General features: G+C 70.0%; 13 protein-coding genes. 6 read left to right on the top strand and 7 right to left on the bottom strand.

The window, feature by feature from the left end:
* Positions 1-9: 9 nt before the first annotated feature.
* Positions 10-1,254 carry an NAD(P)/FAD-dependent oxidoreductase gene (locus ABIB29_RS02325; RefSeq protein WP_354169689.1) on the top strand — a complete coding sequence of 415 codons (1,245 nt, stop codon included), beginning with the start codon at positions 10-12 and terminating at the stop codon, positions 1,252-1,254.
* Positions 1,255-1,261: 7 nt separating this feature from the next.
* Here the strand turns inward: ABIB29_RS02325 and ABIB29_RS02320 are convergent, their stop codons facing one another.
* Complete coding sequence (locus ABIB29_RS02320; RefSeq protein ID WP_354169687.1) at positions 1,262-2,515, bottom strand: cysteine desulfurase family protein; 1,254 nt, start codon at positions 2,513-2,515, stop codon at positions 1,262-1,264.
* A gap of 50 nt (positions 2,516-2,565) precedes the next feature.
* Here ABIB29_RS02320 and ABIB29_RS02315 point away from each other — a divergent pair, with 50 nt between their 5' ends.
* Complete coding sequence (locus ABIB29_RS02315; RefSeq protein WP_354169685.1) at positions 2,566-3,477, top strand: DMT family transporter; 912 nt, start codon at positions 2,566-2,568, stop codon at positions 3,475-3,477.
* Here ABIB29_RS02315 and ABIB29_RS02310 read toward each other — a convergent pair.
* The 3 genes from ABIB29_RS02310 to ABIB29_RS02300 form a co-directional block, all read right to left on the bottom strand.
* On the bottom strand, positions 3,474-4,223 hold the full coding sequence (locus ABIB29_RS02310; protein ID WP_354169683.1) for a helix-turn-helix domain-containing protein: 750 nt from the start codon (positions 4,221-4,223) through the stop codon (positions 3,474-3,476). The two genes, ABIB29_RS02315 and ABIB29_RS02310, sit on opposite strands and share 4 nt — an antisense overlap.
* Before the next feature lie 60 nt (positions 4,224-4,283).
* Positions 4,284-5,036 (bottom strand): hypothetical protein, encoded by a 753-nt coding sequence (locus tag ABIB29_RS02305; RefSeq protein WP_354169682.1) that lies wholly within the window; start codon positions 5,034-5,036, stop codon positions 4,284-4,286.
* 156 nt (positions 5,037-5,192) lie between these two features.
* Complete coding sequence (locus ABIB29_RS02300; RefSeq protein ID WP_354169680.1) at positions 5,193-6,095, bottom strand: diacylglycerol/lipid kinase family protein; 903 nt, start codon at positions 6,093-6,095, stop codon at positions 5,193-5,195.
* 125 nt (positions 6,096-6,220) lie between these two features.
* Here ABIB29_RS02300 and ABIB29_RS02295 point away from each other — a divergent pair, with 125 nt between their 5' ends.
* The 4 genes from ABIB29_RS02295 to ABIB29_RS02280 all read left to right on the top strand — a co-directional run bounded on the left by ABIB29_RS02295 (position 6,221) and on the right by ABIB29_RS02280 (position 9,394).
* On the top strand, positions 6,221-7,177 hold the full coding sequence (locus ABIB29_RS02295; protein WP_354169678.1) for a J domain-containing protein: 957 nt from the start codon (positions 6,221-6,223) through the stop codon (positions 7,175-7,177).
* 21 nt (positions 7,178-7,198) lie between these two features.
* Positions 7,199-7,666 (top strand): tRNA (cytidine(34)-2'-O)-methyltransferase, encoded by a 468-nt coding sequence (locus ABIB29_RS02290; protein WP_354169677.1) that lies wholly within the window; start codon positions 7,199-7,201, stop codon positions 7,664-7,666.
* Positions 7,667-7,896: 230 nt separating this feature from the next.
* Positions 7,897-8,502 carry an ECF RNA polymerase sigma factor SigK gene (sigK, locus tag ABIB29_RS02285; RefSeq protein WP_354169675.1) on the top strand — a complete coding sequence of 202 codons (606 nt, stop codon included), beginning with the start codon at positions 7,897-7,899 and terminating at the stop codon, positions 8,500-8,502.
* A gap of 1 nt (position 8,503) precedes the next feature.
* Positions 8,504-9,394, top strand: a complete 891-nt coding sequence (locus ABIB29_RS02280) for an anti-sigma factor (protein ID WP_354169673.1) — start codon at positions 8,504-8,506, stop codon at positions 9,392-9,394.
* Positions 9,395-9,487: 93 nt separating this feature from the next.
* Here the strand turns inward: ABIB29_RS02280 and ABIB29_RS02275 are convergent, their stop codons facing one another.
* The 3 genes from ABIB29_RS02275 to ABIB29_RS02265 all read right to left on the bottom strand — a co-directional run bounded on the left by ABIB29_RS02275 (position 9,488) and on the right by ABIB29_RS02265 (position 11,841).
* Positions 9,488-10,030, bottom strand: coding sequence for a gluconokinase (locus ABIB29_RS02275; protein ID WP_354169672.1), 543 nt, complete (start codon positions 10,028-10,030; stop codon positions 9,488-9,490).
* 73 nt (positions 10,031-10,103) lie between these two features.
* Positions 10,104-10,883 carry a PIG-L deacetylase family protein gene (locus tag ABIB29_RS02270; protein ID WP_354169670.1) on the bottom strand — a complete coding sequence of 260 codons (780 nt, stop codon included), beginning with the start codon at positions 10,881-10,883 and terminating at the stop codon, positions 10,104-10,106.
* A 4-nt stretch (positions 10,884-10,887) separates the two neighbouring features.
* Positions 10,888-11,841, bottom strand: coding sequence for an electron transfer flavoprotein subunit alpha/FixB family protein (locus ABIB29_RS02265; protein ID WP_354169668.1), 954 nt, complete (start codon positions 11,839-11,841; stop codon positions 10,888-10,890).
* Between the last annotated feature and the right edge of the window lie 13 nt (positions 11,842-11,854).

Below are 11,854 nucleotides of genomic sequence, written 5' to 3'. Positions count from 1 at the left end.
AGGCGCATCATGTCCACCGAGAGCATCGTGATCGTCGGCGGAGGGCTGGCCGGTGCCACCGCCGCCAAGACCCTCCGCGCCGAAGGGCATGGCGGGCCCGTGATCCTGCTGGCAGAGGAGCGGCACCGGCCGTACCTGCGCCCGCCCCTATCCAAGGAATACCTGCTGGGCAAGGCCGACGGCGACGCCCTGCCCGTGGTTCCGGCCGGATGGTACGCGGAGAACGGGGTCGAACTACGGCTGGGCGCCCCCGTCACGGGGATCAATCCGGCCGCCCGCACCGTGAGCGTCGGGAACGGTCAGACGCTGGACTACGGCTCATTGCTGCTGGCCACCGGGGCACGTCCCCGGCGCCTTCCGCTGCCCGGGAGCGACCTGGCGGGAGTCGGGACGTTCCGGACAATCGATGACAGCCATCACCTGCGCGCCGGCCTGGCTGGCGGCGGCCGGAACGTGGTGATGATCGGCTCGGGCTGGATCGGCATGGAACTGGCCGCGGCGGCGAGCACTTACGGAAACACCGTTACCCTGCTGGGGCTGGAGGACGTGCCGCTGGGCGCGGCAATCGGGCCCGAACTGGGCGGCTTCTTCCGGTCGCTGCACGAGGCGAACGGCGTCCGGTTCCGGCTCCCCGCCTCGGCCGCCGGGATCACGGGAACGTCGGGGCGGGTCACCGGAGTGGTCACAGATGCCGGGGAGGCCCTGCCCGCGGACCTGGTGGTGATCGCCGTGGGCGTGGTCCCCGAGGTATCGCTGGCCGAAGCGGCGGGCATCGCGGTGCGGAACGGCATCCTCACGGACCCTTCACTGCGGACCTCCGCGCCCGGAGTCTTTGCGGCCGGGGACGTCGCCAACGCCCTGCACCCCTTCACCGGCGGGCACCACCGCAGCGAGCACTGGTCCAATGCGCTCAACGGCGGCAAGGTCGCGGCAAGGGCAATGCTCGGCCTGGACGCCGCGCTGGACACGGTCCCCTACTTCTACACCGACCAGTTCGACGTCAGCATGGAGTACTCCGGCTTCCCGACACTCATCGCGGGCCCGCCCACGATCCGCGGTTCGCTCGAGGACAAGGAGTTCCTCGCCTTCTGGCAGCGCGACGGCCGGGTCGTCGCGGGAATGAGCGTGAACTGGCCCCGGTCCGCCAAGCCCCAAAAAACCATCAAGCAGCTCATTTCCGCGAAAACCGCCGTCAGCCCCGATGTCCTCGCTGACCCCGGCGTCCCATTGGACCGGCTCCTGCCCGACGCCTAGATGGTGCCTAGCCCGATTCCGCGGTTTGCCGGGCGGTTTGCCGGGCGGTTTGCCGGGCGACGGTTCCGGCGGTCTGGATGCTGGACTCGTGTCCCGCCATGCCGGCCTGGCGCGCGCGGGCGAAGGCGCCGGGCAGGGCAGCCAGCAGCGCATCGACGTCGGCCTCGGTGGAGGAATGCCCCAGGCTGAAGCGCTGGGCGCCCCGGGCGGTGTCCTCGTCCAGTCCCATCGCCAGCAGCACATGGGACGGCCGGGGAACCCCCGCGGTGCAGGCCGACCCCGTGGAGGATTCCACCCCGGCCAGATCCAGCAGGAAAAGCAGCGAATCACCTTCGCAGCCGGGGAAGGTGAAGTGGGCATTGCCCGGCAGCCGTCCCGCGCCGGGAGCGCCGCGCAGCACGGCGTCGGGCACCGCGGCCAGGACGCCGTCGATCAGCCGGTCCCGGAGCGCGGCGAGGCGCGCCGCTTCCTCCGGACGTTTGGCCGTGACGGCTTCGGCCGCCGCGGCGAACGCGGCGATGGAGGCGGTGTCGAGGGTCCCGGAGCGGACGTCCCGTTCCTGTCCCCCGCCGTGCTGGACCGGCGTCAGTTTCACTGCGCGGCCAAGCATCAGCGCCCCGACGCCGACCGGACCGCCAATCTTGTGCCCGGAGAGGGACATGGCGTCGAGTCCGCTGGCACGGAAATCCACCGGCACCGAACCGAACGCCTGCACCGCATCGGAGTGGACCGGGACGCCGGCCCGGTGCGCCAGTTCGACGATCTCCGCCACGGGCTGGATGGTGCCGACTTCGTTGTTGGCCCACATCACCGTGGCCAGGGCAATCGACGCCGGGTCCCGGGAGAGCTCTGCCTCCAGCACGGCCAGGTCCACGACGCCGTCTGCATCCACCGGCAGCCAGCAGACCTCGGCACCCTCGTGCCGCTCAAGCCATTCGACCGTGTCCAGCACGGCGTGGTGCTCGACGGCGGAGCACAGGATGCGGGTGCGGGCGGGGTCCTGGGAGTGCCGGGCCCAGTACAGTCCCTTGACGGCAAGGTTGTCGGCTTCGGTCCCGCCCGAGGTGAAGATGACTTCAGAGGGATGCGCCCCGGCCGTGGCCGCCAGCACCTCGCGGGCGTCCTCGACGGCACGCCGGGCGCGGCGGCCCGATCCGTGCAGCGAGGACGGGTTGCCGGTCCGGGCCAGTTCGCGGGTCAGCGCAGCCAGGGCCTCCGGAGCGAGGGTGGTGGTGGCAGCATGATCAAGGTAGACGGGCACAGGGCAATTCTACCTGCGGGCCGGGCACGGCACTGGTGTAGATTCGAGCGGTGAAAGCGTCCCTCTGCCTGGTCCTGGCCACCCTGTTCTGGTCCGGGAATTTCATCGTCGGCCAGGCCGCTGTCGCCTCGATGACCGCACTGGACCTGACGTACTGGCGCTGGACGCTGGCCGCCGTGCCGCTGCTGCTCCTGGCCCACTTCGTGGAGAAACCAGACTGGCACGCGGTACTGCGCCGCTGGCCGGTGCTCCTGCTCCTGAGCGTGCTCGGCATGAGCGCTTACACCCTCCTGCTGTACGGGGCGCTCGGCCACACTTCCGCTGTGAACGCCGCCCTGATCACGGCGGCCAACCCGGCCCTGATCGTTGTGATGGCAATCGTCCTGCTCGGCGAGAGGACCACGCGCCTGGGCTGGCTCGGCATCTGCCTCGGCCTGCTCGGCGTGCTGCTGGTGCTGACCCGGGGCGAGCTGCAGCGTGCGTTGAGTTTTTCCGTCAACCTCGGTGAAGTCATGATGATCGGCGCGATCATTGTCTGGGGCCTCTACACGATCATCGCCCGCCGGCTGGGTGTCCCGGCCATCACGGCCACCGCCGTGCAGGTGGCGATGGCGGCCGTCACCTTGGCGCCCTTCGCCCTTGCCCTGGATGCGCGGCTTCCGGAGACGCCGTCCGAGGCCTGGTCGCTGGCGTACATCGTCGTTTTCCCGTCCCTGGGCGCCTACCTGTTCTGGAACATCGCCCTGAAGACCACCCCGCCGGGGACGGCGGGGAACTACCTCAACCTGATTGTGGTGTTTACGGCGGTGATCACGCTGGCACTGGGGACGCCGCTCACCCCCGTCCAGATCGTGGGCGGCCTCCTGGTAATCGCCGGCGTGCTGCTGACCGGGCGGAACGGTCAGCCAAAGCCCGCGGCGGCCGCCACCTCGAGCCGTGCCACCTCGAGCCGTGCCGTCTAGGGTCCGGGCTCCTGGGGCCTGATCCGGGCGCAGCACTGCGCCGGCTGCGCGGTTCCCCGCGCGCGGAGGTCTTTGATGGCAAGAGCCTGGACCCGGTCCGGGTCAATCCCGCACCCAGCCGCGGCCCCGGCCAGGAAAGCGCCGTTCATGGCGCAGACCACGTCGGTGTGGCCCTCGGCGATCCGGTGGAAGGGACAGTTGAGCAACACCAGGCCGCCCGCGTCGTCGTCCTCGGGACGGTAGCCCCCAGCGGCCAGGAACCCGGCGAACGCGGTTCCCCCGGCTGGTGCCCCGGGGTCCGCCGGCCCCGCCGCCCCGCCCGCGGCCCGGGCGGCGGCTTCCCCCCGCGCGTAGGCCACGCGCACCAGCGCGTCGCGCGCGCTGCCGCCGCCGGCCGTTGACTCCTCGATGGCCGAGACGAGCAGCTCGGCGGCCAGATCGTAGTTCCGGTCCGGCACTGAGGCCGCGACCTCCCGGAGAGCTGCCAGATACAGCTTGGCCGGGCGGCCCGAACCGGGCCCTCCCCTGCCGCCCAGTTTCCGGAACTCCACGGCCAGGAGCCCGTCGTGCACCAGCCGGTCCAGCTGGAAGGACGCCGTGCTTCTGGGCAGCCCGAGGGCGCCGGCGGCATCGTCGCGGCTGACGGCGCACCCCGCCGAGGCGACGAAATCGAACAGCTTCCGGCGGTTCTCGTCCCGCAGGGACGCGACGGCCGCAATCCTGCGGTTCCAGGGGGCCCGGGTCATGGGATCAGGGTAACTCTAAAAACAAGATCCGCTGCTTAACTGCCCGCCCGGATTGCGGAGTCAGCCGGACGGAGGAACGACGGCGATCCGCGCTTCCGCCTCACTCCGTGCCGCCGCCAGAGTTGCGGCATCGGGGCAGGATACGGACAGGTACACGGAGGAGCCCGACGTGCCGAACAGCCGGGCGTAGATGGCGGTCGCCCTGGCTCCGGCCCGCTCTCCGCCCGCGAACACCAGAACCTCGACTCGCGGAGCAGGCCCGCCGGGCTCTCCGCCCCAGCGCAGCGTCCCGGACTTCAGATAGTCCGGAAGGATGCTGGCGTCCAGGTAGTGGAAAAGCGACTCGGTGGACGCCCGGTCGTCCCCGGAAACGGCGAGGGCCCACTGGTTGGTCCGCACCCTTGCCGAGACCACACAGCCGTCCTCCTTGAGGTACTCACTGGTGCCGGCCACGTTCTCCGTGCGGGGCTTCCAGCCCGGCACGTCACGCAGCCCGTCGGAAAGCTGGACGGGCACCCCGGCGGCCATGGTGTCCCCGGCGGCAAAAGGCATGTCCTTCGCCGCGACGGCGGCGGCGTCGTGGCCGGGGGTGATGGTGGGGGTGGCGAGGGTCGGGGCCGCCGGCGCCGCCTTGGCTGCAGAGGGGTCCGGAACGCCGACGCTGCAGCCGGCCAGCGTGGCCGCGACGGCGAGCGCCAGGAACGCGACGCGCCCCCGCCTCCCCCGGGGCCGAAGGGACCCACGGGGCGCGCGGCGGGGACGGGGGCACAGGCCCGCCGCCGGCGTGGTCCCGTATTTCCGTGTGCTTCCCATGCTCCGCCCCAATTTCGCTGTCCCCGTTCACTTTCCGCCCGGGCCTCCGCACGATTCTAGACTCCCCCCGTTGGGGCCCCGCCGTGGGTTGCCCCCGCCCATCCGCCGGAGACGGCCGGGGTGAGCGCCGGGGCGGCCGGACTGAGGGAGTGGAAGCTAGGCCAGGACCCGCACGGCCCCGGGAACCACCTCGATGGTGAGGGGCAACGGACCGATCCGCTCCCCGTCCGCATAGGCCACCACCGACTCCGCGGACAGCTCGACCCTGCGGACCCGGCGGATGTGCACGGCCGGATGCCCGAGGTGGCCGCCGGAAAAGACCTTCGGAAAGACCTTCAGCAAGCCCAGCCGGGACAGCGGGCTGACAATAAAGAGGTCCAGATAACCGTCGTCGAGCACGGCGTCAGGGGTGACCTTCATGCCGCCGCCGATCGACTGGCCGTTGGCGACCGAAACCAGCATCGCGCCCTGCCGCCAGCGCTCGCCGTCGGCCGTCACGGTGTAGTTGATCGCCCGGAACGAGGCGAGCTCGCGGAGCATGGCCAGGGGGTAGCGGGCCTTGCCGCGGGGCCAGCGCCAGGCGTTGGCCCGTTCGTTGACGGCTGCGTCGAACCCCGCGGACAGCACCCCGGCAAACCAGCGGGACGTCCCGGACGACGAGAGGCGTCCGGCATCGATCAGCCGCCCCCCGGAGCCCACGGCCGCGAGCACCGCCGCGCACGCACCGGGGACATCGTGCGTCGGGACGCCGAGCGCCCGCGCCACGTCGTTTCCGGTGCCGGTCGGGACAATCCCCAGCGGGACCGTGCCGTAGGGCAGCCCCGATCCGGCGAGCGCGTTGACGCCGAGGTGGACCATTCCGTCGCCGCCCACCACCACGAGGGCGTCAGCTCCGGAGGCCAGGGCCCTGTCCACGGCCCGTGCCAGCGCGTCATAGGAGTCCTCGCAAAGGAGCAGGACCGCGGCCCCGGCGGCCCGGAAGAACCCGGCGGCCTCCTCGCCGGCGTGCCGCCCGCGGCCAAAGGATGCCCGCGGGTTGACGGCGACGGCGATAAGCATGCGCTGAATTATGCCAGCCGCCGGGAACCTTCCGTGCCGGTACGCTCGTTCTTCCACTTGCCGGTTAAACTGGCCAGGCCGGACGTCCAGGATGGGCTGGCACCATCGATGCAAAGGATTCTTGCTTGACGCAGGGCAACAGCTCGCATTACCAGGTCCTCCGGATCCCCGTGACGGCGACGGAAAAGGAAATCAAAGTGGCCTACCGCAAGGCCGCCCGCACCGCGCACCCCGATCACGGGGGCGACCCGGCCGCGTTCCGGCGCGTCACGCTCGCCTACGAGACGCTGATCGATGCCAAGAGCCGGGCCGACTACGACCGGTCCTACGGCGCCGGCCGCGGCGCTTTCGCCGGACCGGCCCCTGACGAAGGGGCACACTTTGACGCCCCGGCCGCCGGGAGCCGCGCCTCGGCCAATGTCCGGCGCCCCAACACACCACGGAACACGGCCTCTGACGCCCCGGTCTACATCCCTCCCTTCGAGCAGTACGCCGGGACCGGCGAGGTGCCGCTGATCCCGGAGAGCCTGGCCCGCCAACAGGTCCACGGTCTCCCCCGCAAACGCGGGATCTTCGGGGCCGAGGCCCGGATCCAGCGGGAAATGCGGACGGTGCAGCTCATCAGCCGGCAGATCCTCCCTGCCATCCCGGCCGCACGACTCATTAACGGGCTGCAGTCCCCGGCGGACAACAGCCACATCGACCATGTGGTGCTTTCCGGCTACCGCATGGCAATCATCGGCTCGATGCTGCTGCCGCCCGGAGCCTATGCCTGGAACGGCAGCGCCCTGACCCACGGCGGCCGGTCCATCGCGCCGCCCCAGCTGGCCCACGTGGTGCGCCGCATGCAGGACATCTTCCCGGAACTCAACGTCACCGGCTGGACCGTCGTCCACAGCACTGACGGCAACCTGCACGAACCGGTGATCGACCGGCACCGCCGCCCGGGGGCGCATGAGACCGTGCAGGTGGTCAATGCCGCCGGGCTGGCCCGGGGCCTCAAGCAGTTCCTGAGTTCCGGCCCGGCCCCCAACACCGTGATCGTTCCGGTGCTCGCCCGGCTGCTGCGCGGGATGCACTAGCAGGCTCGCTAGGATGGGACCGTGTTCCGCATCCTCTTCCACGCCCCAGAAATTCCCGGCAATACAGGCAACGCCATCCGGCTGGCCGCCATCACCGGAGCCGAGCTGCACCTGGTCGAGCCCCTGGGCTTCGACTTCTCCGACGCAAAGCTGCGCCGGGCCGGCCTTGACTACCATGACCTCGCCGTCGTGACCGTCCACCCGGACATCGACGCCGCCTGGGCCGCCCTGGCCCCGGAGCGCGTCTTCGCATTCACCTCGGACGGCGAGACCTCCTACACGGACATCAGTTACCGGCCCGGGGACGTGCTGCTGTTCGGCCGGGAATCCGTAGGCCTGTCCGAGGAACTCAAACACGACCCCCATGTCACGTCCCGCGTCCGGCTGCCGATGCTCCCCGCGCTGCGCTCACTGAACCTTGCGAACGCAGCCTCGATCGCAGTCTATGAGGCGTGGCGCCAGAACGGATTCGCCGGCGCCAGGCTGTAGGCACCGCAACTTTTCCAGCGGCCCGCCCATCCGATTGCCCGGCCGTCCCGAATCACTTCTGAAGCCCAGTGCCACCAACGGACGCAGGGAGCGAGGAAAGGAGCGAGGAGCCGCAGGTGACAACTATGCAGGTGGATAGACGTCCCGCCCGGCGTGTTGCGGGCGGCCACGCCCCGGCAGCAGCCCATCCTGACCCGCGATCGGCGGCGGGCACCTTATGCTTGAAGGTGATGGACACTCCCAACGCCCCGATTCCCGCGGCTTCCGCTCCCCCCGGCACGCCGGCCGATGTGAACCGCCGGCTCGGCGCACTGCTGGAGCAGATTGCCGCCGGCGACCAGGCAGCCTTCGCCGAGTTCTACGAACTCACGTCCCGGCGCGTCTTCGGCATGGCCCGGCGGGTACTGATCGATGTGGAACTCAGTGAGGACACCACGCAGGAGGTCTTCCTCCAGGTCTGGCAGAACGCCTCCAAGTTCAACCCCGAGGCCGGAAGCCCGCTCGCCTGGCTCATGACCATCTCGCACCGCAGGGCCGTGGACAAGGTCCGTTCCTCCCAGTCCTCCACGGACCGGGAAGCGAAATACGGCGCCAGCAGCCAGGACATCGACCATGATTCGGTCTCCGACGAGGTCGGCAGCCGGCTCGAGGCCGAGGCTGTCGTCCGCTGCCTCGGGACGTTGACCGACACCCAACAGGAGTCCGTGCGGCTTGCCTACTACGGCGGCCTTACCTACCGGGAAGTTGCAGAGAAGCTCAACGCTGCGGTACCCACCATCAAGTCCCGCATCCGCGACGGACTGATCCGACTGAAGACCTGTCTGGGGGTGAGTTGAGATGACCGACATAAACTCACAGAACGACGGCCGCGCCTCCGGCGGCTTTGCCGCCGAGATCGCCACGGACCTCGCCTCGGGACGCGCGGCAGACCTCGCGGAGGTGTATGCCCTGAACGCCGTGGACGACGCCGAGCGTGCCGCCATCGAGGGTCACCTCCTCTCGGCTCCGCAGGCCGAACGCGCCGCCTTCGACCAGCGCGTCCGCCAGGCCCGGGAGACGCTCGCGACCAGCTTTGCCGCCGAGGAAGAACCTCCGGCCGGCCTGCTGGACCGGATCATGGCATCCCTGCCCGGCCAGGACGCCATTGCCGCGCCGCACGCCCACCCCTCCCAGGCGCCGTCAGCGGTCCCGCCGGTCATCGCCCACCCCGTCCGGGAGCCCTCCGGGCTGTCGGCCACCGACGAACTCGGCGCCGCCCGCAAGCGCCGGGAGGAACGACGCCGGCCGCAGGGAATGCGCAACTGGCTCGTCGGCGTCGCGGCCGCAGCCATCATCGCCCTGGGCGGAGTGGGCATCGGCGCTTACGTGGCGAACCAGAACGACCCGCTGAACCAGGTCCTGCAGGCCGGCGATGTGCGGCAGGCGACCGTCAACGTCGCCGGCGGCGGCACGGCGACCGTGTCCGTCTCGACGTCGAAGGACGCGGTTGTCGTGAAGATGAACGACGTCCCGGCTCCGCCGGCGGGCAAGGTCTACCAGATGTGGCTGATTCCCAAGGACGGCTCGGCCCCGGTCTCGCAGGGCCTGATGGACGCGGAGGCGTTGTCCAAGCCGGCCGTGGTCAAGGGCATCGGCACTGCGGCAGCTCTCGGCATCACGGTGGAACCGACCGGTGGGTCGACGTCGCCGACCATGCCGACCGTGGCCGCCGCCCCGCTGGGAGTTTAGCGTCGGGACCTCCACCACTAAGCGCACGATAATGCAGGGCAGGCCGTGAACCTACTGAAGGTTCACGGCCTGCCCTGCTTTGTGCCGGGTCGGCTACAGCCGGTCCGAGTCGCGGACCTCGCCGACACGGAGGTCGAGCCGGTCGATGATTTCCTGCGCTTCGTCCGCAGGCGCCGAACTGACGCTCAGGGTGATGAAGTTTTCCTCCCCGGTGGGGGCTTCGAGCGCCTCGAACTGTGACTCCAGCAGGGACGGCGGCATGAAGTGCCCGTGCCGGGATGCCAGCCGGTCCGAAATCCGGTCCTTGCTCCCGTCGAGGAACACGAACACTACGCCGTCGCCGCGCAGGACATCCCGGTAGCGCTTTTTGAGCGCCGAGCAGGTGACGACACCGGGAATGCCGGATTCTGTGTGTTGCCGGATCCATCCGGCGATGCTTTCCAGCCAGGGCCCGCGGTCCGCATCGGTCAGGGGCTGCCCGGCCTGCATCTTCGCCACGTTCGCCTCGGGGTGCAGATCATCGCCCTCCGCGAAGTCCCAGCCCAGCCGGCTGGCCAGCAGGCCGGCCACCGTCGACTTTCCCGAGCCCGAGACTCCCATGATCACGAGCACAGGGTGCTGCGCAGTCTTCGCCATTAAAGCCTGCCTTCCTCAATAAATATGATTTAAACAGAGGCCAGCTTAGGGGAGAGTACGCGCGGGGGCAACACTAGAACCCGGCGATGGTCCCTGCCCCGTTGACTGAGACGACGTGGAACGCCTCCGCGCTGCGTCCGGCCGGAAGACCGCCCCGGTCCGCAGTCCGGAGCATCAGCCCGCGGACGGTGCGGTCCATGGCCTCGATGTCGGGGTGCTGGCTGACGTGGATATGGACCGCCTCGAGTTTGGCCTCGACGTGGTCGGTGACGTCGACGACGTGGTTTTCGCGTTCCTCCGGCCCGGCGAAGAGCCACAGCCACGGCAGTTTGTAGGCCTCCAGCCCTGCCTCGGCCAACTCGGGATACGCGAACGGGTTCTCCAGCGCCGGATACACGGCCCGGGTCACAGCCTCCCCCACGGCCAGATGGTCGGGGTGGCTCTTCTGGATGCGGTTCCAGTTCCGTTCCGGATGCATCGAGAGTACGACGTCGGGGCGGAGCCGCCGGATCAGCCGCACCACTTCGCGGATCACACCGTGCGAGGGCTCGAGGTAGCCGTCGCGCTCGTGCAGGTAATGGATGTCGGTCACTCCGACGAGTGCGGCGGCCCGGCGTTGTTCCTCGTTCCGCAGCCGGACGATCTCATCCCGTTGCCCCGGGTCAAAGCCGCCGGCGTCCCCGTCGGTCATGATGCAGTAGCTGACCTGCACCCCGGCGGCGGTCCAGGCCGCGATTGTGCCGGCGGCGCCGAAGTCGATGTCGTCGGGGTGCGCGGTGAAACAAAGCACCCGCTCGACCCGGTGCTGTGCCGGATCGAACGGGCTGCGCGCCTGGGTGGCGGAGGTGTCCAAGGAATCAGCCCTTGCGCTTCTGGATTTCTGCGGTTGCCTGCGGCAGGACCTGGAAGAGGTCCCCGACGATGCCGAAGTCGGCGATCTCGAAGACAGGCGACTCCGCATCCTTGTTCACGGCCACAATCACCTTGGCGGTCTGCATGCCGGCTTTCTGCTGGATCGCCCCGGAGATACCCGCCGAGATGTACAGCTGGGGCGAGACCGTCTTGCCGGTCTGGCCGATCTGCGCGTCGTGGCCGATCCAGCCGGCGTCCGTTGCGGCGCGGGAGGCGCCGATGGCGGCACCGAGGGCATCGGCCAGGTCTTCCACCGGGCCGAAGTTGCCGTCAACCCCGCGTCCGCCGGCCACCACAATCCGCGCCTCGGCAAGGTCCGGACGGCCACTGGCGGCCTTCTCGCTGCGGGCCGTGATCCTGGCCGACGCCGCGGTGGCGGTCTCCGGCACCTCCACGGTGACGGTTCCCGGCGCCGTGCCGGTGACGGCGGGTTCGGGGGTGATGCTGTTGGATTTAACGGTCAGGACCGCGACGGGCGTTGAAGCCTTCGCCGTGGTGGTGTACGAACCGGCCAGCACGGACTTGTGCGCGGTTCCGTCCGGGTCCACGGCAACGACGTCGGTGATGACGCCGGCGCCGAGCTTGATGCCCAGTCGCGCCGCGATTTCCCTGGCCTCCGCCGAGTTCTCGGTCAGCACAACCGTGGCGCCGGCGGTCTGCACTGCGGCGGCCAGGTAGGAGGCCTTGGGGCCGACGAGGTAGTCGTCGAGGTCCGCTGCGGAGGGCCGGTAGAGCGCCTGGGCGCCGTAGGCCGCCAGCGTCGACGCGACGTCGTCGTGCAGCTCGCCGTTGAAGGCGACGGCCGGCTCGCCCAGGGACCGGGCAATGGTGAGCAGCTCCAGGCTGGCCTTCTTCAGGGCCTGGCCGGGGTTGTCAATGAATACAAGCACTTTTGCCATGTCTGGGAATCCC

The organism is Arthrobacter sp. UYEF36, from assembly GCF_040547025.1.
Classification (GTDB): Bacteria; Actinomycetota; Actinomycetes; order Actinomycetales; family Micrococcaceae; genus Arthrobacter.
This window is presented reverse-complemented; position numbering and strand designations above follow the sequence as displayed.